Origin of the sequence: Solibacillus sp. FSL H8-0523 (assembly GCF_038051985.1) — a bacterium.
In the GTDB taxonomy this organism is placed as follows: Bacteria; Bacillota; Bacilli; order Bacillales_A; family Planococcaceae; genus Solibacillus.
Genome location: NZ_CP150291.1, coordinates 1,204,528 through 1,225,450, shown reverse-complemented (window position 1 = coordinate 1,225,450; position 20,923 = coordinate 1,204,528). Strand labels below are relative to the sequence as shown.

Genomic DNA, 20,923 nt, shown 5'->3' with positions numbered 1-20,923 from the left:
CCTCTTATTTCATTTGCTGTGCAATTTTATTGGCAATCATGCCCCCATGGAAGCGACCATTTTCAATGAAAATCTCATTGGCATTATTACCAGCCGCTAATACTCCGGCAATGTATAAATTGTCGACATTCGTTTCCATTGTTTCAGCATCAAATGTTGGGCGACCTGTTTCCTCGTCCATCTCTACGCCCATTGCACGAATAAAGCTATGATCTGGGTGATAGCCCGTCATCGCGAAGACAATATCGTTTGCTATAGTTTGTTCAATCCCATCGACATCAAGTACAACTTCCTGCTCGCGGATTTCTTTGACATTTGTATTAAAATGCATCGCGATTTCACCTTCACGTACTAAGCCTAAAAATTCTGGTAACACCCAAGGCTTAATGCTTGGTGAATAGTCTTCACCGCGGTAGACAACCGTTACATGTGCGCCTGCTTTATTTAATTCGAGTGCAGCATCAATGGCAGAGTTTTTTCCACCAATCACTAAAACATGTAAATCAAAAAATTCGTGCGCTTCTTTGAAATAATGATGTACTTTAGGTAAGTTTTCGCCTGGAAGATTTAAATAGTTCGGATTGTCATAATAGCCTGTTGCAATGACAACATACGGTGTTTCATACGTTTCTTTATCCGTTGTAACCGTAAATAGGTCCCCGTGTTTTTCAACACGTTGTACGGCTTCAAAACGATTAACTTGAATCTTTTTCGCCTTTACCACTTCACGATAGTAAACAAGGGCTTGGTTACGTTTTGGTTTACGCTCTTCAATAATAAACGGCACATCGCCAATCGCTAGCTTTTCACTCGTACTAAAAAACGTTTGATGTGTTGGGTAATTATAGATTGCATTTACGATATTCCCTTTTTCAATAACAATCGGTGTTAAACCGATATTTTGCAACTCAATCGCAGCAGATAAACCACAGGGGCCTCCCCCAACTATGATGGCTTCTACTTTTTGCATAGTAACATCTCCTTAAATTGGTTCAATGCATTTATTATACTGCTATTTTTCTACTTGCGTTTAGTTTATTCAAAGTTTATTTGAATGATATGGCATTCCGGTTTTGCACCTAGTCGAAGTGGTAGCAACGTTGTACCGTAGCCATTACTGACAAGCTCGTAGCGATTGCCAACCTTCTTAAAATAGCCATGGGGTTGAATGCCCCATTTCCCGAGGCGAATTTGTCCTCCGTGTAAATGTCCACCAATACTTACTAACGGCTTGAACTGACTATGCACTTTTTTAAACAAATCTGGGTTATGGGCGATAAACGCCGTTTTCTCTAAATTACATGTTGCTAGGGCACGCTTAATATTTTCTTTGTCTGGGCTAAAAGTAACCGCGCTTAAATAAAAATCTTGCTGCTTTCCTATTTGCACCACTTCATTTTCTAGCAAAGTGACGTTATGCTGCGAAAATAATTTACGTAAGAGTTGTTCATCAATTTCCATGTCATTGTTGCCCCACACAAAATAAACCGGACCGAGCGTTTTTAACAGTCGAATATTCTCAAGCAATGTTTGTTGCGACGTACGACGATCGACAAAATCGCCGCCAATAATTACTGCGTCCACCTTACCTGGTATGGATTCAATCATCTTTTTATTGATTTTTCGAGCATGTGTATCTGAAATAAAAAATAATTGCACTGGTTCACCATGACCAGTTGCCGTAACTTCATGCATACGAACGTTATTTTCACACGCCTGCTTCCACATATACAGTAAAACACTTAGGCAAGCGAGCGCCAATAATGTGATAACAACCATATGCCTACCTCCAATTCAAATAAGAAAAAGACGAGCGCATTCACGATTCGTCTTTTCCTAATTCACTATACAGCTAAAAGAAATAAACCTTTAAGGCGTAATAATTAACACTTGCCCAGTGGAAATACTATCTGAGCCTAGATTATTTGCCGCTTTAATTTTTGCGATACTAGCAGGGCTACCATCTCCATAATATTTTATGGCAATACGGTATAAATTATCCGTCGATTGTACGGTATGTGTTTTTTGCTCTGCACTTGCCGCTGCTTCCGCTTTTTTCTTTTCTTCTAGCTCTTTTGCTTTTTTCGCGGCTACTTTTTGAGCCTCTTCTGCTTTTTTGGCCTCTGCTACATCTTTATCTTTTGCTAATTTTTGTTCAGCAATCTTTGCTTCTTCAGCAGCTAAACGTTGCTTTTCTGCCTCGGATTTATTCACAGCCTCTGCATCTGGTTTTTCATCTTTATCTTCATTATCTTCAGCCGCAGCTTTTGCTGAATCCGAATCTTGCTTTACAATTTCTACAACGACATCATCTTTCTTATCTTCCACAGCTACTTTTCCAGCCTCTGATGCGCTTGGTTCATAAAAGAGCCACACATAGCCTAAAATACTTAATGGAATGAAAATTAAGATAAAGACTAGTAGCTTCATAACTGGATTCGATTGTTTTTTCTTACCTTTTTTCTGATGTCGGCTCGCACGCGACAATTTCGAACCTGACTCATTATGTAAGTCAATCTCTTGACGATGTTCTTCTACCTTTTCACGGTAATCTTCTTTTGTCATGGCCTATTCAACCCTCCAACTACTAAAACATTTACACATATTATGACGAATTTCTACAAAAAAGTAAACGGTTCACCTTAAGTTTACTAGTTTCGTAGCAATATTTGCTGTAATCGTTGTTGCCAAGTAGTCATTTGTGTTTGCTCTTGCGTCTTACGCTCTGCTAAAAACGCACCCTCCTGAATCCCACAATTGGTGCAACAGTTCTCTTGTTTTTCTTCAAGTACTTGTCCAAAGTATTGAACCACCTGCTCGCGCATACAATCTGTACTTTCGATTAATTTTAATACGTGCTTCACTTCTGCAAATTTCTTAAACTGTAACTCTTGCATGCGTTTTTTCACAAGTTCCGGTGATTCTTGCTGAAGCCAGTAATTTAATACGCGAAATGCAACTTCTGACAGTTCGCCGCGCGTCAGTAACACATTCGGCTGCTCGCCACTTGCTACTACCTGCATGAAGCGGTCAATATGTGCATCCTTCGGTAAGTCCTCGGTTGCAATAAACTTCGCATACTGCTCGTCTCCATCTGCATACAGTAAGAAAGCAACGGCGTCTTTGCCGTCACGTCCAGCACGACCAATTTCTTGCATGTAATTCGATAAGGTTGCCGGCATTGTTTCATGAATAATTTGGCGAACATTCTCTTTATGTACACCCATTCCAAATGCATTTGTCGCAACTATCCATTCTAGCTTATCCGTTAAAAACTGTTGCTGAATAAATTGCCGATCCTGCGCGTCTTTCCCTGCATGGTAGGCAGCGGCGGCAATATTTTTTTCTAATAGTAGCAAGCTAATTGCTTCTGTTTTCGCACGCGATTGCGTATAAATAATGCCCGGTCCCGCAGTTTTTGAAACATGATCGACAATCCAATCAATCTTCTCTTCTTTCATTGAAAATGTCTTTTTCACTAAATAAATAGATTCACGGTTGACCGAATGCATATAATGAAACGGCTTTTGCATCTGTAGATAATGCTGAATGTCCTGCAATACCGATTCCGTTGCTGTTGCCGATAACGCTAAAATTGGTGGACGCTTTTGTTGTGGCAACACTTCACCAATGCGCAAATAATCCGGACGAAAATCAAAGCCCCACTGCGAAATACAGTGTGCCTCGTCTGCCACAATGAGTGACAGCTCCATTTGTTCAATCCGGGCTTTCACTTGCGGCTGCAACAGCATTTCAGGCGACACAAATATAAACCGGTACTCATGCAAAAAGTGCAGGGCATACCGCTTCTGGTCTGGGGTTAAAAATGAATTGAGCGCGACAACACGCTTTTCACCGCGCTGTTTTAGCTGGTCGACTTGGTCTTGCATGAGAGATAATAGTGGCGATACGATGAGTACCGGCTTTGTAAATATATAGCCTGGTAGCTGATAACAGAGCGATTTCCCCATACCCGTCGGTAAAATCGCAACAACGTCTTGTCCAGCAACTAGTGCTTCAATGATTTCACGCTGTCCCGGTCGAAATGTTTCATAACCAAATTGTTGCCTTAGTGTGGCTTCTACATTCATGCGGTTGTCGCTCCCTTCGCCAACGTGATACGCAGTTGAAAATAACTGACATGCGGTAAAATTTCTTTCAATGTTTTTAAACGCTTTGTTTCATAGTCTTCCATCGCTTGTAGAATTTGCTGTTGCGCTTCTAGTGGGACGAAATCATCAATGGAAAAGTTCGGCTCATTCATGGCCATTTCCACAACATGATCTTCAATCGTACTCATTTTTAAACGACGGATATGGCTAATTTCTTCAAGTGAACGTCCCTTTTTATACAGTTGGGCCGTTTCAAGAGCAGAATTGGTTAGTAACGCTTCCACACGAATGTTTTCAGCCATTTTTGCAAGAAGCGGATAGGTCGGTTTCTGTTGTTCAATTTCAATTAACCATGCGTGTAAGCCACTAATATACATGAGCTGTACATCCATTTCCTGCAGCTGATAGCCAAACGCCAGCTGCTGCCATGTAAAGCCGGGCTCGTTATAGCCAGTTAAACGGTACATTAAAAGCTCTTTCACGTTTTCCTCTATCGAAAGCTTTTCTAAACTCAAAGACATTTCATCATATAATAACGGCTGTAACGTTCGGTGTTGAAAGTGATTGGCGATTAAAAATTGACGCACCCAATGTTGAATTTGCTCATTACGTTCAATCGGAATAAATGCTTGTTGGTTATTGATTTGATGTGACAAACTTTGTACGACAAGTGATAATCGTCCGAAAAATACGTGCTCATTGCCCCGATAATGCCAGCTATCAAAGGTTACATCTAGCGGCTGTTTGGCGAGCGCTTGTCCTTGTTCACTCATCTTGTAATAGCCATTTTCATCAATATCAATATAATTTTTTGCAAACAGTAAATCGATGTGCTGCTCAAAATTTTGACGTGTTAATTTTGGTAAAAGACCAAAAAACGGGTACAATTTATAAAGCCCCACATCTTGAATTGTTTGACCAGAGCGTTTCCCTTTTAATAGATGAAAGGCTGCAGATACGGTGCGCTCCTGCTGAAAAATATGTAAGACTTTTAAAAGAATTTGTTGAATTAGCAAATCAAATCCCTCATTTTCGTAGTATTAGGTTGAAATGTGTGAAGAACACAATTAGAATAAATAAGAGCTTTACGGAAGCGAACGTACAAAGGAGAGGTAACAATGCCAAAATATACAATCGTAGATAAAGATACTTGTATCGCTTGTGGCGCTTGTGGCGCTGCTGCACCTGACATTTATGATTATGATGACGAAGGAATTGCAATCGTTATTTTAGATGATAACATGGGTACTGCTGAAGTTCCAGAGGATCTACTAGAAGACATGCAAGATGCAGTTGAAGGCTGCCCAACAGATTCAATCAAGGTTGCAGACGAGTCATTCGAAGGCGACGCATTAAAATTTGAATAACTGTACACAAACGATTTCTTGAGATTTTTCAAGAAATCGTTTTTTAATTTGTCTAAGAAAATGATTTACACTTCGATTACTCAATGTTATAGTTATTATTAGTAGTAGGTACTAACAATAACTATTATACAGGGGTGTCATGATGGATTTGTTACAATTAAAGGGAAAAAATATTGTCGTGATGGGAGTTGCCAATGAGCGCAGTATTGCTTGGGGCATTGCAAAGCGACTATTCGATGTAGGTGCAAATGTGATTTTCACCTATCGTAAAGAACGTTCAAAAGGAAAAATCGAAAAACAAATCGCGAATTACACAGAACATAAAACAGCAATCGTTGAATGTGATGTCAATAGTGACGACAGTATCGCACAGGCATTCGAAACAATTGGCAACGAGTTTAACGTCATTCACGGCATCGTGCACTCGGTTGCGTTTGCGCATGCTGAGGATTTACGTAATCGCTTTGTAGAAACATCACGCGAAGGCTATGCGTTTGCGCAAGATACGAGCGCGTATTCATTAATCGCAGTCGCAAAAGCGGCAAAACCTTATATGACGGAAGGTGGCTCAATCGTCACGATGTCTTATTTAGGTGCTGAACGCGTGCTTGATGGCTACAACGTGATGGGTGTCGCAAAAGCAGCATTAGAAGCGTCAATGCGCTATTTAGCAGCAGATATTGGTGCAGATAATATTCGTGTCAATGCGATTTCTGCTGGGGCGATTCGTACATTAGCCGCAAAAGGTGTACCAAGTTTCAACCAAATTTTGCACAAAATCGAGGAAACCGCACCGCTTAAACGCAACACCAATCAAGAGGAAGTGGCCGACATGACGATTGTGATGCTAAGTCACTTATCTCGTGGTGTAACAGGCGAAACGATTTATATCGATAGCGGTTACAATATAATGGGATAATACATAGCGAATTCACATCCTCCCTTGTGAATTCGCTTTTGTATTCTAAACGGGTTTACGTATAACAAAGAACAACATTTAAGAGAGGTTGAATGCCATGAAAGAAGAAGAGAATCTGTTAAGGCGAATTGGTGCGCTTGAAAAGGAAGTTCGGAATTTACGTAGTGAAGTGCAGCATTTAAAGCAACACGTGTACTTAGAACCTGCTGTCAAAGAAGAACAAGAACTACCAGTAGTGACACCAATTTCGCCAAAACAGGAGGATGTTCGTGTAAAAGTAGCACCTGTGCAGCCGGTTGAACCAAAGCCAGTACAGGAAAAACGTTCACTTGAAGAAACACTGACACGTGCACTCCCTAGAATTTTTATGGTCATTTTAGTACTCGGCGTATTATGGGGCTTAAAACTTGTCAGTGATTATGGCATTTTATCGGATAGTATCAAAATCATTGCTGGATTTGCGTTATCATTCGGTTTAGCTGCTTGTGCATTGCTCATGGAGAAAAAGCAAAAATCGCGGGTTGTCGCCCTTTCGCTTTATGGTGGCGCATTTATCGTCGGGATTTTAACAACTGCTGCCGGTGCCATTTTGTATGATGTGCTCGGTCTTTATGCAGCGCTTATCATTGCGCTACTTTATATCGTGTACGGTGTATGGATCAGCTATGTAAAAGAAAACGAGGCATTAACCGTGCTTGTTGTGTTTACTTCCCTACTGCTACCGTATTTACTGGAATATATGGCATTTAGTGCGGTCATTATTGGCATTTTTGTTGTCTTGCTATTTATTGTCGTGCAAATTGTTATTGTAAAATACAAACAACAGAACGCACTTTCTATTGGTCTGGTGTTTTCGTTGTTAGCACTTATCATTGTTTCCACTTTCCATGTGGAACAGGTAGAATTTTTTGTATTCGCTATTGTGCTTTTATATAGCGTATTTTTAGCAAGCTTCTTGCGCATTTCTAACACCAAAAGTAAATGGCACGCAAGCCTACTTTTTAGCTTTACGATAGCGGTGCTCGTTGCAATCAATAGTATGCTAGTCAATCAAGAAGCGATGCGTTCAGTTGCGCTACTTCTTATGCTTGGTATTTTATGTTTCGTGACGAACGTGCTATGGCAACGAAAAACTACGATGCTATTTGATGTTGTAGCCACATTAACAGTGCTTACTTTGCTCAATTTAATTGCACAGCTCGATTTGTCTCGTGATGTGATTTTATTATTACTTGTCACTGTGGCGTTTGCGGGGTTAATGCTCGCGATAAAGCATGCGATTACTTTTATGAAATTTGTATATAGCTTTGTCTTTACGATGCTTGTACTATTCGTGCTTGCCTTCTGTGAGGTTTCTCCATTTATGTCCATCTCACATGTGACGAATCTTTTGGTTATTATCATGCTAGTGCTGCTGTACCGCGCATTTCTTCGAACGAAAAATGCGACTATTAACCAATCGAAGCTACTGGTGATCCAACAAGATGTTTGGCCCGTACTCATTTATGTGGCAGCACTGATTTATATTTGGAAAATTGATGCAGCGTATATGCCGAATCATTTGATGACGTATTTAGTGTACGCGGGGATTGCGATTTCCTTTGTCGCGCTACTACTTATCAAGCGTGATGTAGTCGGTAGTCTATTGCCACTTATCGCAGCTACGGTTTACGCGGTGGCTGCACTTACAATGTTATCGAGTGTGTGGGTAGACGAACAAGCAGTCAGTATCGCCTTCATGATGCGCCTTCTTTATATCGGTCTCGCTTGGGCTATTGTAGTAGATGTCTGGAAACACGGGGCCATTTATAAAAATTACGCGCACATTTTAGAACAAAATACCGAAAAACTACTGATTGCCAGTACCCTTATTTCAATTTTTGCGCTCTTTAGTTTAACGAACTTTATGAATTTCCATGAGTTAATTAACTGGAGTACCGCTGTTATCTTAAATACCGTTTCCATTTTCATTGCGTCCTGCCTCGCACTGTTTTTAGCGGCCAAACGTAGCTACCGAGACTTAAAGCTTACTGGGATTGGGCTGCTATTTTTCGGCATCGTCAAAATGATTTTCTTTGACTTATCTGCACTCGACATCCTCATTCGCTCAATTTCGTTTATCGTCATTGGTGCAATTGGGCTCGTTGTGTCGAATAAGCTTTTAGGAAAAGGGAAAGATACGGAGTTATAACATTCAAGTAAGAGTGAATTCGCAAATTTCTGTGAATTCACTCTTTTTATGATAAACTATTGGAAATTGAACAATTCAGGAGGTTTTTGACATGAAAAAGTATATTTCCCCAATCTTACTCAGTGTTGCGTTAATCGGAGGCTTGTCGATTCCAACAATTGAAGCAGAGGCAAATACAAAAGTGAAGGCTATAGCCTATAAAAACTGTACAGCATTAAATGCTGTTTATAAAGGCGGCGTGGCAAAAGATGCAAAGGTAAAAAATGTTGGCGGCAAAACAAACCATGCTCCATTCGTTTCAGCTGAAGTTTACAAACTAAACAAAAAGAGCGATCGTGACAATGATGGCATCGCTTGCGAACGCTAAGGAGACCGCCCTATGAAAACTCTTGCTCACCGTGGACTAAGTGCCAGTTATCCTGAAAACACATTGATTGCCTTTCAACAAGCAGCCAAGCTCGATTGTTGGGGTGTGGAATTTGATGTCCATTTAACGAAGGATAACCAGTTAGTTGTTATTCATGATGAATCGATTAACCGCACGTCAAATGGCAAAGGTTTTGTGAAGGATATGACACTTGAGGAGCTGCGCACTTTTGACTATGGTTCATGGTTTTCACCCGAATTCGCGGGGCAACAAATCCCGACGCTTGCAGAAGTCCTTGAAATTTTTAAAAACACCCATCATCAAATCAATATCGAAATCAAATCCGATGTCTTTGAATACCCGGGCATTGAAATGCTCGTTGCCAATCAAATCGAGGCCTTTCAACTAAAAGACCGTGTTATTGTTTCATCGTTTAACCATGAAACAATCATGCGTTTCCAGCAAATGATGCCAAGCGTCGACTGTGCTCTATTATTTGCTTCACTCATTATTAATCTTGAAGATTATGTGCGCCAATTTAATTGTAACGCCATTCATATTCCGTATTATTACGGCATGCGCTCGATTATCCAGCGTGTGATTAAACAAGGTATGACGGTTCGTGCTTATACGGTCAATGACGAGAAGATCACGCAGCAAATGCAGCAGCTCGGTGTTGATGCTGTTTTTTCAGATAAAGGGATTCTTTAAAAACCCTATCCAATCAAAAAGAAGTGCCTGAAATCAAACTCAGGCACTTCTTTCATTTACATCGCTTTTCCACATTCATTACAAAACTTCGCGTCGATTTTATTTAATTCGTGGCAACTACTACATTGCTTCGCCTCGACGACTTTACTTTTCCCTCTCGCAGCGGCTTGTGCAATTTTTTCAACACTGTCGGTCGTTTCATTTGCTAAATAACTGAACGTGTCCTTTGCGACCGGTGCCATCTCACGACTTTGATAGGCTGCTACTTTCGCCCCGTACCCAAGGCTCGTTAATGAAAATCCGATTGCCATAAGTGGTAGTCCGACAAAGCCTAAGAAAAAGTATTTCGGTTCTTCATAAAACGGGTCAAATGTAAAAAAATCGATTAAGCTAATCAACATGCAGATGACGCCAGCTCCTAAAATAAGTGGACCGATCGTCCGAAACTTATTACGCGTTGCAATATGCTCTTCTGTCACAAATTCTTTCTCTTTTTCGTTCACAGCACACCACTCCTTTTGTAGTAATACGATCCGTTCCAACAAAAGGTGTCAATTTATTTAAGAATTAACGGTTTTCCTAAAATCGAAATAAGCTGTTCATATTGTTCATTGCCAATAGAAGAACGTACTTTTTCTGAAATTTCATTGTCCAGTGCTAAACTTTTACACATGACTGTTTTTCCTCGATCCGTTAAATGGGCGATTTTCTGACGTTTTGCCCCTTGGATAAGCTCAGTTGAAATCAGCCCTTTATCTTGAAGGGCCTGTAAAAACTTGTGTACCCCTTGCTTTGTAATATCTAATTGCTCCACTAACTCAGGAACCGTCACTTTTCCTTCAGCAATACTTTTTAAAACATACCACTCTGAGCTTGTTAAATGTAGCTCAAATTTGTCATTCCACATCATCTCTGCCGCATAGCGCAACTGTTTATGTTGTCGATAGAGTAGTTCTATTAAATCAATCATCGATAACACTCCTAACGTCCAATCAATTCATTCTCAAGAATCATACTAAACCAACTAGGTGATTACAAATGTATTCTACTACAAAGTCAACTTAGTTGACGCAAAATCATTTTTCAATTAAAATAGTAGATAACAACATTTTGGAGGCAGATAAAAAATGTACAAAATTGGTGACCTTACTTTTTATAAATCTCACGGTATTTGTCAAATTGATAGCATTGTAGAACAAAACTTTACTGGAACGCCGATGCAGTACTATGTCCTACAATCTAAATTACGACCAGGCGTTACCCTTTATCACCCAGTTGAAAGTGATAATTCTCAACTTGAAAGACTAATTACGTCTGAAGAAGCTGGTAAAATTATGGACACATTCGCTAATGATGCTAACGAATGGGACGATCGTAATACAAATCGCCAACGTTTCCACAATGAAATCTTAAACCGCAACAATCACCTTGAAATCGCACAGCTTATGAATACACTGTTACGTAAAGAGCTTGCCTTACAGCAGCAAGATAAAAAACTTGCTTCTCAAGACACACAAATGCTGCACCAAATCTCAATGCTTATTTATGATGTGTTAGAGCTTGCATTAAAGCAATCAAAAACACAAGTTCAAAAGCAAATTATGCAAAAAATCAATAGCACATTTAATGTTGCTACACATGCATAATTATTAAAAAAAGGCGCTACTTCACATGTTGAAGTAGCGCCTTTTTTTTTAGTAAGGGTTCGATATATTCGTCTAATAACGCTTCATCCAACGACCCTAAAATTTCATGAACAATCTTACCTTCTCGGTCGATGATAATGGTTGTCGGCAATGCAAAGGCACCATACATTACGCTTGTTTCTCCTATTTCATCTAGTAAAATTGGAAACGTTAACTCATGCTGTTCTATGAATTTTTTTACCTGGGTGATTTGATCTTTTTTTGTGAAGTTCACTGCGAGAATCTCAACATCTTTTTGATGCTGTTCATAATAGGTTTGGAAGTGTGGCATTTCGGATTTACATGGCTCACACCATGATGCCCAAAAGTTTAAGATGACGACCTTTCCACGTGCCTCAGAAAGCGATTGTTCCTTATTATCAAGTGTTGGCAGTGTAAAGTCCGTCGCTTGAACAGAACGAACGATTTCACGCTGCTGTGAATCCTGAAATGTAGAACCCAATTCCACAGCGACAAATCCGATGACAACGGCAACAGCAATGCCGATTAACCATTTCCTCATTGCACAACACCTTGATTCGTTAGCTGCAACCAAAGCTGCTCTAGTGTTTGACAACGATATTCACTTAGCAAGTCTTCTATTGAACCAGTTGCCAAAATTTTTCCATGATGAATCAAGACAACCTCATCTGCAATTTCCTCCGCTAAGCTCAGTAAATGCGTTGAAAATAGCACCATTTGATTATTATCGCGCTGCTGCTCGAGCATCACCTTTACCTGTGCAATCCAGTACGGATTGAGGCCATTTGTCGGCTCATCTAAAATATAGAGTGAACTATCCCCCATTAAACTTTGCGCTAAATTTAAACGCTGGCGCATCCCTTTAGAAAATTGGCCCACCTTCATATTTTTCGCATCTGCTAATCCAACTTGTTTTAAGATTGCCTCTTGTTTTTTAGGTGAAACTTGCTTTAAGCCGCCTAAAAATTTAATAATTTCTTCTGCTGTCAATGTATCCGGAAAGCTAATATCATCCGGCATATAACGTACATCGTTACAGCTCCGTTCAATCGTCCCTTGATCAGGCTTTAATAAATTCGTAAGCATATTAATAATCGTACTTTTCCCTGCACCATTTGAACCAACAAGAGCCGTAATATGCCCAGGCCTTAAAGAAAAGCTGACATCAAATATCCCGCGCCCGCCTTTAAACGCCTTCGTTACGTTGTGCAATTCAATCGTCATACGCGTTTTCCTCTCACCTTCAGTAAAATTGTCGATAGCATTAGCGACAGCACCACCCAAAATAATGAAATAACGCCGAAAATAACGAAGCCTGGTGGTGAAGAATAAAATTTCGACATGCCATAAAATGCTGGCCCTAACACAGCAGTTTGCTCAGAAAAAACAAAGTAACCGTAACGAATCCATTCAAGCGGATTGACATGAATCATAATGATTACAAGTTTTTTTAATAACGCTTCTGAGGAGACGGTACCAATCGCCATCATAATATAGGAAAATAATAAGCTGACAACCGACCATGTACCAAGCCCAATCGCTAGTGCGTGTAAACGCGATTTCGCTAACGTTCCGAGCAGTACACTCACGGCATTAAAGATTACAATAATCAGCACCGTAATATAGACCGCGAAGGCAGGTAATTTCAGACCACCAAAAAAGCTGCCCACAAAAAGCGCCACCGCGAACACCACGATACTAATAGCTGAAAATACAAGACACAGTGCAATATATTTCGTCACAACATAACGCCCCATTGTTAATGGATACGTCGATAAAAGTCCGAGCCAGCCTGCTTCCTTGTCACTGGCAAGATTCATGCTCCCGATTGTCAACATAAATAATGGCAGTAAAAACAATAAAATATTTAACAGTGATGCGGTTTGACGCGTGAAACCACCCGTACTTGGCAGGGCTAAATGCTGAATCATTAAAATCGCACTAAACACAATCGCAAAGAGCAATGTGACGATTTGAATCCAGCGGCTACGTAATAACTGTTTACATTCGAGTAAAATCATTTGTCCGTTCATTCGTGCTCATGTACGCCCCAGTTCAGCGTGAGTAAATCATCATATTGAAGTAGCTCACCTGGCTCCTCATTCATATATTTTTCGGCTTCGTCTTGCGAAGAAAACGCCAGCACACCGTAATTCATCGGTGTCCAGTAATCCTTCGAGTACACATAGACCGCCTCTTTAATATTCAGCCAATCCGAAGAATTCGTTGCACGAATATAGCTCGCACCAATGTCCCCTTCACCATTTTGTAAAATGTAATCCATTAAACAACCTAAATCATCAAAGACAATCGGATCCCCATTTTTAAGAACAGTCTGCGCGGCATAATCCACATGGGTAATGCTCATATTACAAATTTGGCACACATCGGTTTCAGGGTTGACCGCGCGCGGCTCATACGTTTTTTCGCTACAGGCAGCTAAAAAAAGAATGCTCATCGCTACCAGTAAAATTCGGCTAAGTTTCATATTAATTTTCTCCTCACTACAAGCATTGCTACTAATACGATGCTACTGAATAAAAGTTGTACACCATTGATATTCCATGACCATTCAAACGAATTTTTCATCATGTTCGGACGGTCATCCGTCACAATAAGTGCATGATTTCCTGTTACCTCTGTGTCCATCATGTTCAGTACAATGACACTCGGTGATTCCATAAAATACTGATACACCGGCTTTTTCACCAGCCATTGTCCAAATGAATTCGTTGCAATATAAGCCGTGTCACCAATACCGTCCCCGTCATAATCATGTCCACTATAATCATCATAAAAATTATTAGCAAGCTGTAACCGATCTTGATCAGAACGTATCGTTAAAATATTGCCGTAAAACTGATTGTCCGAAACGATTAAATCCGGGGAACGTTTTACTTGAAGGACCGTGCCGTTCGTTTGAAATGCATTTGACTTGGCAACCATTTTCTTTGTGTTTTGCACATCCATCGCAACTGTATTTTCACTTAACATATTGCGTTTGAAAACTACCTGCTCTACGTCATAGAAATAGACACCTAAGCTATTTAACGTGTTGTTTTTCGTCACGATATTGTCTGTTAAGGTTAAGTTTTTCCCAATCATAATCATAAAGCCCGTCATATTATGAACAAGCGTATTATTCGTTAAATTGATATTGTCACTATACATAAAATGCATCGCATAGCGGCTATTTTTAACGGTATTTTCGTGAAGTTCAATCCCGTCAACACTTTCCAAATAAAGGCCGTCTAATACATCCGAAATCGCGCTATTCGTAACCGTTACATTTTTTGAATTATACATCGCGACTGCATGATTTTTCGTTTTGAAATGCCCCTCGCGCCCTTCAATCGTAACGTTTTGCAACTGGATTTTTTCACTTTCCGTAATGAAGATTCCTGCATGTGCATTCACAATACGTACATCATTAAACGTCAAATCACTCATATTAGTCGCAACAATAGCAGTTTCTTCCGCATTAAACACTAGATTTTCTAAACGAACCTGTTCACTGTCAGCAATCGTCAAAGCGTTTGACAGCGAATGAATTTCTGTTCCCTTGACACCTTGGATCGTGATGGGCTTATTAATTGTGACCGAACCGCGGTAAACACGCCCCTCTAAAAGAAGCGTGTCACCAGGTTTTGTTGCATCTATCAATTTTTGCAATGTACTTTTTTCACCTGTTTTAATGATCGGTTTTTTAAATTCAATCGGTGCTTCATGATTATGCGCTGCAAAGCTAAGCTGTGGCATCGTGATAACACTTAGTAAAAGTATTGCGGTAAGTAACAAATTTTTAAACATAGGCTACTCTTTCGAATCTTCTGTCGTGTGATCTTCTTCACCGTGATTGTGGTCATGGTCATGATTATGGCTATCTTGTGCACCATCTTTTTTTGCTTGCTGCTTTTTCTTGTGGCGTTCAATTGCCTCATCACGTACTTGTTGAAGCGTCGCTAATCCAGCCTTTGGATTTTGTGCGATATAGTCGTTTGCTTCCGCTTCTGATTTAAAGAAAATATAGCCCCAGTTCATCGGTGATTTTAAGTCCGTTTTAACCACGTACGCCTCATCAACATTGAACCAATTTAACGTTGTGTAATCACGTACAAATTTTTCGTTCGATACGTTATTTACATATTCGTCGTTTAACAGGCAGCCGATGTCATCATAAAAGACTAATTTGCCGTCTTCACGAATGGCCTGTGCCGAGAACACACCCTGCTCATGATCGCGCGTATACACTTTCATGTTGCACATAAAACATACCGTCTCTTCTGTAGGCTCTTGTAAACGCTCATCGATGTCCCAGTCTGTTTGTTGCGTCACTTCATTTTCTGCTGGTTGTTCCACTGTTTCTTTTGGCGCACTTTCTTCTGCTGCATCCCCACATGCATACAGTCCAAAAAGTAACGGCGTCAGCGCTAATAGTTTTTTCATTGGTCGTTCCTCCAGTATTTTTTCTACATGTTCACAATAACAAGTAATTGTGAAATCTAATTGAAATACAGATGGCAAATTCGTAGCAATCCCGTGAATTTGGTGTTCACAATTTATTATAGTAAAATATCAAACCAGATCTTAATCGCGGTAGCCCCGATCATGATGGCAAGTAGCCATTGTAGTAATTTGACATTCATTTTTTGCCCCACTTTTGCCCCTAGTGGCGCCGCTAAAATGCTCGCAATAATCATAATAAATGCTGGCCAGTACTCAACTTGACCTGTGATGATTTTCCCGACAGATCCACCAATTGACGAAATAAACGTAATCGCTAAGCTCGTAGCTATTGTGACACGTGTTGGAATTTTTAATACCGTTAGTAAAATCGGTACAAGTAAGAAACCACCTGCTGCTCCGACAATCCCAGAAGCGACACCGACAACTAACGCTAAAATTGCTGCTAAGGGCTTGTTAAAAGTAATCGCTGCTTTTTCATCAACTTGTTTACGTGGAATAAACATCATCACTGCGGCAATCACTGCCAGTACGCCGTATACGATATTCACCGCATCTTCTGATAAGAAGCCCGAACCATAACTGCCGATAAAGCTACCTACTAAAATAGAAGCACCCATGTAAATGATTAAGTCTTTGTTTAAAAGACCACTCTTACGGTATGCCCACACGCCGGCAATCGATGCAAAGAGCACTTGCACCGCACTAATGCCGGATACTTCGTGCGCAGTAAACACTGCTAAACCAAATAGTGGTGGAATGTACAGTAGCATCGGATATTTAATAATTGAACCCCCAACACCAAGCATCCCTGAAATAAATGAGCCAATAAAGCCCAGCCCGAAAATTACGGCTAAATATGTGATCGATAAATCCATTTCCATTCTCTTATCCTTCTTTCTAACATGAAGAAAGCTGTCTTCACAAATTTGCGTCGACAGCTTCTACAAGTAATTATGCTTTTTGGATGTAGAAGTAAAGTACGCCTGCTTCTTCTTTTTGCTCTAAAATTGTGTGGCCGCCAGCAGCTGACCATGCTTTAAAGTCATTTAATGCGCCTTTGTCTGTTACTAATACTTCAAGTACTTCACCTGAGTTAATGGCATCGATTGCCTTTTTTGTGCGTACGATTGGCATTGGGCATGCTAAGCCTTTTGCGTCTAAAGTTTGTGTAATGTTCATTTAAAATTCCTCTATTCTTAAGTTTTATTGTTGTAAGTGATTCATCACCATAAGTTGGGGATGATAAGGTTAAAAATAAATAAGTTTTTCTAATTAAATCCGTTCTGCTCCGTTACGGCGGACGCTTTCCGCGGGCACGGCTCCAACTAATTTTTTGTGCCTCTGACGGCGGCAAAAAAAATGGATTTTCCGCGCGTGCTGTTCCCGCAGGAGTCTGCCGCCTTCACTCCGCGCCACTCTACTTGGCATAAAGGTAAACCTTTTTAAAAAATGATGAAATAAAGCAGATTCCTTTTTTAAAACAATCTGAATTATAATTAACGGTAATTTTATCGCGGTCTTGCCGTAGCCCGCAAATCAAGCAAGTGAAATTTTATTGGAAAGATTTCCTTCTAAAATTACGCACTGCGCAACGGTTTGAGGCCGGCACGACGCCTGTCACAAAAGCATTCCACACGACATGGCGTTCTTAGCTTTTGTTCCTTTAATCGAACCTAGCGCACTGCGCAACGATTTGGTCCAATCTCCATCTCCGTTTGCTCGTCATTATCTGGTGTAATTTTCCCCATGTTAACGTGACGAATTTCTTGGTAGGCGTTTGGTTGTGGTGGTAAATTGTCTGTTACCATTGAACGGAATACTTCCTCGTCCTCTACATTTAAACCGTGGTTTTCAGCGAATAAATCACCAAGGCGTTTTGAAACCGTTCCATCTTCGTTTAACTCTTCAATAATCATGAAATGTGCTGGTAAAACGATTAAGTCTTCTGCTAAAGTGCGGTAGCGCGAATATAAAGTTTCGCGTAAATCGCCAACCCAGTCCTCAGCCAATCCAGCTAAATCAGGACGTCCGATTGAATCGATGAATAAAATATCCCCTGTTAATAAGTATTGTCCGTCAATAACAAAAGACGTTGAACCGATTGTGTGCCCTGGTGAATACATTGCACCTACTTCGATTTCTGAAGCGCCTAAGTTTACTGTTAAGCCGTCTTCAAGTGGTGAGTAGTCAAATACCACTTCTTCTGCATCTTTTGGTGGTAAATAATATGTTGCTCCCGTTTTTTCTGCAATATGACGTCCACCTGAAATATGATCCGCATGTAAGTGTGTGTCAAATACGTGCTTAATTTGAACACCTTTATCTTCAGCGAATTTTGTGAAGACGTCTGTGAAGCGAACTGCGTCAATAATGGCTGCTTCGCCTCCGTTAATTGCCATGTAAGAAAGACAACCTTTACCTAAACGTACGAATTGGTATAACTCACCGCCGTCACGAAGATCGCCCACTTTAATTGGCTCTAAGTACATTGACCACGATTTCATACCGCCTTCTAAGTAGCCTACCGTTAAACCGGCTTCTGATAACATGTCTGCTACCATAATAGAAGAACCTTCTTTTGCACATACTACAAGGACTTCTTTGTCACTAGGGATTTTCGATAAAATTTCTTCTACGCCGTCTAAAAGCTCGAAGTATGGAATGTTTAAGTACTCAAACTTATGACCATCGATTTTCCAGTCTTCAAATGCATCGGCATTACGTACGTCTAAAATGAATAAATCTTTGTTGTCGATTACTTTGCGTGCTACTTGAGCCGCTGTCCATGCTGTTACTGTCATATCAATGTACCCCCATAGGTATAATTTTTTGTAAATTTTTTTGGTTAGGGCAGCGCGAAGCTACCCGAACCAGTGGATAAGAATTTCTATCTAGTATAAACAACCAGGCCGGTTATATACCGCATTTTAAAACGTTAAAGTTGGTGCTGCGTCTTTTGCATACTCTAGGAATGTCACAGCGCCACCTACTTCGATGCCCTCAACAAAATCTTCCTTCGTTAAGCCCATTACGTCCATTGTCATTTGACAAGCAACGAATTTCACACCAAGCTCCTGTGCCATTTCCACTAATTGTGGAATCGCTGGTACGTTTGCTTTCGCAAAACCTTCTGCGAAATGCTCTTTTCCTGCTGGCATCTCTAGCGCATGCATACCTTGTTTGTGAATTAAGTTTAATCCTTCAAATGTGAAGAAAATTTCTACTTCCTTTTCTGAAGCGGCTGCTGCCGTTGCAATATTGAATACTTTATAGGCGTCGAAAAGGCCGCCGTTTGCTGCGATGATTGCTACTTTGTTTGACATATTAGTTAACCTCTTTCTCTAATTCGCCCGCATAACCTGACATACCAGGTAGGACGTTATAAATGTTTGTAAATCCAGCTTCCGCTAATTGCTGCGCGGCCATATCTGAACGTGTACCTGTACGGCAAATCACGTAAATAGTTTGCGCTTTGTCTAGCTCGTACATACGTGAATACAGCTCACCGATCGGCATTGATTTCGCGCCAGGGATATGACCAAATGCATATTCTGCTGCTTCACGTACATCTAAAATGACACCATTTGCTGCTATGGCTTCTTCATTTGTTACCGTTTGTTCGAATGTTTTTTCCACAGCTTCACTTGCTTCAGGATTACATTTGCGAATGTAGTGATATAACACATCGCCTTCTTCTGTTGTGCCAATATATTGGTGCCCCACTGTTTTCGACCATGCGGCTAAATCTGCTTTCGAGCCTTTATCTGTTGCGATTACTTCTAATACTTGACCGTCCTCTAAGCCTTGCATTGCCTTTTTTGTTTTAACGATTGGCATTGGACACGCTAAACCTTTTGCGTCTAATTGTACATCTGCTTTAATTGACATCATTTACCTCCATACCACCACGGGTATAATTTTAGTTAAAAAATTTTTGAATTGTCGAGCAGGTCGTTATTTAACTTCGCCCGCCCACTCTAACATACCGCCTGTCATATTCGTTACATTGTAGCCTTGTGATTCAAGGAATGCTGTTGCTTGGCCACTGCGACCACCCGAACGACAGACCATATAGTAGTGCTCATTTTTATCTAACTCATGCATACGAAATTCAAGTAGACCTAATGGAATGTGATTGATACCTGGAATGTGTCCTTCTTCTACTTCAGCGACTTCACGTACATCAATTAAATTTACTGCTTCGCCCGCTTCTAGTTTTGCTTGTAATTCAGAAGTTGTAATAGATTTCATGATTCATTTCCTCCTAGTATGCACTCATGCCACCACGGACATTCGTTACGTTTTCATAGCCTAATTTTTTTAATTGCTTACACGCCTGCATCGAACGCATCCCGCTTTGACAAATCACAATAATTTCTTTGTCCTTCGGTAGCTTCGAATAATCTGTGCCAAGGGGCATATTTTTAAATTGCTTAACGCTTCTTGCTTTATATTCAGCTGGTGTGCGTACATCGATCAATACTTTATCTTTATCGTTAAGGATTTCTTTAGCTTGTGCTGTTGAAATCGACTTTATGCCCTTTACTGGCTTCATGCGCCAAATAATAAATGCCGCAATGACAGCGATTATAATGATTGTTTCCATCGTGCGCCCCCTAAATAAATAAGTTTACGTTTCCTTGTTCTGCATCTGCTAAGTAAGCAGCTACGCCGGCATATTCGATTCCGTCTAGTAACTCTTCTTTCTCCAGACCAAGTAAATCCATTGTCATCGTACAAGTCACAAGTTTAATATCTTGCTCCTGTGCCATGTCAATTAACTGCGTTAACGTTAAGGCGTTATGCTTTTGCATAACATGCTTAATCATCTTTGGACCCATACCCATCATTTGCATGTTTGATAAGCCTAATTTTTCTGCACCGCGTGGCATCATTTTCGCAAACATTTTTTCTAAAAAGCCTTTTTTCACTTCAATCGCCTCTTGCTTACGTAGGGCATTGATACCCCAGAACGTATGGAAGATGGTTACCTCATGATCATATGCTGCCGCGCCGTTTGCAATAATATAAGCGGCCATTGCCTTGTCGTAATCTCCACTAAATAAAACGATAGTTGTTCTTTTCTTTTCCATAATATCTCCTTACCCGTATAGGTATTTTT

The 20,923-nt window shown here is 40.4% G+C and carries 27 protein-coding genes; 6 read left to right on the top strand and 21 right to left on the bottom strand.

The features are described from left to right. Window positions 1-4: 4 nt before the first annotated feature. The 5 genes from NSQ62_RS05810 to NSQ62_RS05790 all read right to left on the bottom strand — a co-directional run bounded on the left by NSQ62_RS05810 (window position 5) and on the right by NSQ62_RS05790 (window position 5,128). Window positions 5-970: a YpdA family putative bacillithiol disulfide reductase gene (locus tag NSQ62_RS05810; RefSeq protein WP_341322987.1), complete on the bottom strand. Its 966-nt coding sequence runs from the start codon at window positions 968-970 to the stop codon at window positions 5-7. 65 nt (window positions 971-1,035) lie between these two features. Next, a complete protein-coding gene (locus NSQ62_RS05805; RefSeq protein WP_341322986.1) occupies window positions 1,036-1,779 on the bottom strand; it encodes a metallophosphoesterase in 744 nt (247 codons plus the stop codon). A gap of 90 nt (window positions 1,780-1,869) precedes the next feature. Continuing rightward, complete coding sequence (locus tag NSQ62_RS05800) at window positions 1,870-2,565, bottom strand: LysM peptidoglycan-binding domain-containing protein (protein ID WP_341322985.1); 696 nt, start codon at window positions 2,563-2,565, stop codon at window positions 1,870-1,872. A gap of 86 nt (window positions 2,566-2,651) precedes the next feature. Continuing rightward, the gene (locus NSQ62_RS05795; RefSeq protein WP_341322984.1) at window positions 2,652-4,091 is read right to left on the bottom strand and encodes an ATP-dependent DNA helicase RecQ; all 1,440 of its coding nucleotides are present in this window, start codon (window positions 4,089-4,091) and stop codon (window positions 2,652-2,654) included. Beyond that, a complete protein-coding gene (locus NSQ62_RS05790; RefSeq protein ID WP_341322983.1) occupies window positions 4,088-5,128 on the bottom strand; it encodes a helix-turn-helix domain-containing protein in 1,041 nt (346 codons plus the stop codon). Before NSQ62_RS05790 ends, NSQ62_RS05795 begins: the two co-directional genes overlap by 4 nt. Window positions 5,129-5,230: 102 nt before the next feature. On the opposite strand from NSQ62_RS05790, the gene NSQ62_RS05785 reads away from it, so the two are divergent. The 5 genes from NSQ62_RS05785 to NSQ62_RS05765 all read left to right on the top strand — a co-directional run bounded on the left by NSQ62_RS05785 (window position 5,231) and on the right by NSQ62_RS05765 (window position 9,667). Next, a complete protein-coding gene (locus tag NSQ62_RS05785) occupies window positions 5,231-5,479 on the top strand; it encodes a ferredoxin (RefSeq protein ID WP_341322982.1) in 249 nt (82 codons plus the stop codon). A gap of 139 nt (window positions 5,480-5,618) precedes the next feature. Then, a complete protein-coding gene (locus tag NSQ62_RS05780; RefSeq protein WP_341322981.1) occupies window positions 5,619-6,398 on the top strand; it encodes an SDR family oxidoreductase in 780 nt (259 codons plus the stop codon). A 97-nt stretch (window positions 6,399-6,495) separates the two neighbouring features. Beyond that, window positions 6,496-8,589, top strand: a complete 2,094-nt coding sequence (locus tag NSQ62_RS05775) for a DUF2339 domain-containing protein (RefSeq protein ID WP_341322980.1) — start codon at window positions 6,496-6,498, stop codon at window positions 8,587-8,589. Between the two features lie 91 nt (window positions 8,590-8,680). Continuing rightward, window positions 8,681-8,956: an excalibur calcium-binding domain-containing protein gene (locus NSQ62_RS05770; RefSeq protein WP_341322979.1), complete on the top strand. Its 276-nt coding sequence runs from the start codon at window positions 8,681-8,683 to the stop codon at window positions 8,954-8,956. Window positions 8,957-8,968: 12 nt separating this feature from the next. Continuing rightward, window positions 8,969-9,667 carry a glycerophosphodiester phosphodiesterase gene (locus tag NSQ62_RS05765; RefSeq protein ID WP_341322978.1) on the top strand — a complete coding sequence of 233 codons (699 nt, stop codon included), beginning with the start codon at window positions 8,969-8,971 and terminating at the stop codon, window positions 9,665-9,667. Between the two features lie 56 nt (window positions 9,668-9,723). On the opposite strand, the gene NSQ62_RS05760 is transcribed toward NSQ62_RS05765, so the two are convergent. Continuing rightward, window positions 9,724-10,170: a zinc ribbon domain-containing protein gene (locus tag NSQ62_RS05760; RefSeq protein ID WP_341322977.1), complete on the bottom strand. Its 447-nt coding sequence runs from the start codon at window positions 10,168-10,170 to the stop codon at window positions 9,724-9,726. A 53-nt stretch (window positions 10,171-10,223) separates the two neighbouring features. Further along, window positions 10,224-10,637, bottom strand: coding sequence for a MarR family winged helix-turn-helix transcriptional regulator (locus NSQ62_RS05755; RefSeq protein WP_341322976.1), 414 nt, complete (start codon window positions 10,635-10,637; stop codon window positions 10,224-10,226). 157 nt (window positions 10,638-10,794) lie between these two features. Between NSQ62_RS05755 and NSQ62_RS05750 the strand changes: the two genes are divergently transcribed. Further along, complete coding sequence (locus NSQ62_RS05750; protein WP_341322975.1) at window positions 10,795-11,313, top strand: CarD family transcriptional regulator; 519 nt, start codon at window positions 10,795-10,797, stop codon at window positions 11,311-11,313. Window positions 11,314-11,329: 16 nt separating this feature from the next. Here the strand turns inward: NSQ62_RS05750 and NSQ62_RS05745 are convergent, their stop codons facing one another. The 14 genes from NSQ62_RS05745 to NSQ62_RS05680 all read right to left on the bottom strand — a co-directional run bounded on the left by NSQ62_RS05745 (window position 11,330) and on the right by NSQ62_RS05680 (window position 20,894). Beyond that, entirely contained in the window at window positions 11,330-11,875 is a 546-nt protein-coding gene (locus NSQ62_RS05745; protein WP_341322974.1) for a TlpA disulfide reductase family protein, read from the bottom strand. Beyond that, entirely contained in the window at window positions 11,872-12,558 is a 687-nt protein-coding gene (locus NSQ62_RS05740) for an ABC transporter ATP-binding protein (RefSeq protein ID WP_341322973.1), read from the bottom strand. The genes NSQ62_RS05745 and NSQ62_RS05740 overlap by 4 nt, the downstream gene beginning before the upstream one ends. Further along, complete coding sequence (locus NSQ62_RS05735) at window positions 12,555-13,367, bottom strand: ABC transporter permease subunit (RefSeq protein WP_341322972.1); 813 nt, start codon at window positions 13,365-13,367, stop codon at window positions 12,555-12,557. Before NSQ62_RS05735 ends, NSQ62_RS05740 begins: the two co-directional genes overlap by 4 nt. After that, entirely contained in the window at window positions 13,364-13,822 is a 459-nt protein-coding gene (locus tag NSQ62_RS05730) for a nitrous oxide reductase accessory protein NosL (protein WP_341322971.1), read from the bottom strand. Before NSQ62_RS05730 ends, NSQ62_RS05735 begins: the two co-directional genes overlap by 4 nt. After that, on the bottom strand, window positions 13,819-15,144 hold the full coding sequence (locus NSQ62_RS05725) for a NosD domain-containing protein (RefSeq protein WP_341322970.1): 1,326 nt from the start codon (window positions 15,142-15,144) through the stop codon (window positions 13,819-13,821). The genes NSQ62_RS05730 and NSQ62_RS05725 overlap by 4 nt, the downstream gene beginning before the upstream one ends. Before the next feature lie 3 nt (window positions 15,145-15,147). After that, window positions 15,148-15,780 carry a hypothetical protein gene (locus tag NSQ62_RS05720; protein WP_341322969.1) on the bottom strand — a complete coding sequence of 211 codons (633 nt, stop codon included), beginning with the start codon at window positions 15,778-15,780 and terminating at the stop codon, window positions 15,148-15,150. Between the two features lie 116 nt (window positions 15,781-15,896). Continuing rightward, window positions 15,897-16,676 carry a sulfite exporter TauE/SafE family protein gene (locus tag NSQ62_RS05715; RefSeq protein WP_341323891.1) on the bottom strand — a complete coding sequence of 260 codons (780 nt, stop codon included), beginning with the start codon at window positions 16,674-16,676 and terminating at the stop codon, window positions 15,897-15,899. Between the two features lie 76 nt (window positions 16,677-16,752). Next, entirely contained in the window at window positions 16,753-16,980 is a 228-nt protein-coding gene (locus NSQ62_RS05710; RefSeq protein ID WP_341322968.1) for a sulfurtransferase TusA family protein, read from the bottom strand. A 494-nt stretch (window positions 16,981-17,474) separates the two neighbouring features. Beyond that, on the bottom strand, window positions 17,475-18,602 hold the full coding sequence (locus tag NSQ62_RS05705; RefSeq protein WP_341322967.1) for an MBL fold metallo-hydrolase: 1,128 nt from the start codon (window positions 18,600-18,602) through the stop codon (window positions 17,475-17,477). A 126-nt stretch (window positions 18,603-18,728) separates the two neighbouring features. Further along, on the bottom strand, window positions 18,729-19,124 hold the full coding sequence (locus NSQ62_RS05700) for a DsrE/DsrF/DrsH-like family protein (protein ID WP_341322966.1): 396 nt from the start codon (window positions 19,122-19,124) through the stop codon (window positions 18,729-18,731). 1 nt (window position 19,125) lies between these two features. Next, entirely contained in the window at window positions 19,126-19,692 is a 567-nt protein-coding gene (locus tag NSQ62_RS05695) for a sulfurtransferase TusA family protein (protein ID WP_341322965.1), read from the bottom strand. A 63-nt stretch (window positions 19,693-19,755) separates the two neighbouring features. Next, window positions 19,756-20,052, bottom strand: coding sequence for a rhodanese-like domain-containing protein (locus NSQ62_RS05690; protein ID WP_341322964.1), 297 nt, complete (start codon window positions 20,050-20,052; stop codon window positions 19,756-19,758). Window positions 20,053-20,065: 13 nt separating this feature from the next. Then, window positions 20,066-20,407: a rhodanese-like domain-containing protein gene (locus NSQ62_RS05685; RefSeq protein WP_341322963.1), complete on the bottom strand. Its 342-nt coding sequence runs from the start codon at window positions 20,405-20,407 to the stop codon at window positions 20,066-20,068. A gap of 10 nt (window positions 20,408-20,417) precedes the next feature. Next, window positions 20,418-20,894 carry a DsrE/DsrF/DrsH-like family protein gene (locus NSQ62_RS05680; protein ID WP_341322962.1) on the bottom strand — a complete coding sequence of 159 codons (477 nt, stop codon included), beginning with the start codon at window positions 20,892-20,894 and terminating at the stop codon, window positions 20,418-20,420. Window positions 20,895-20,923 lie beyond the last annotated feature (29 nt).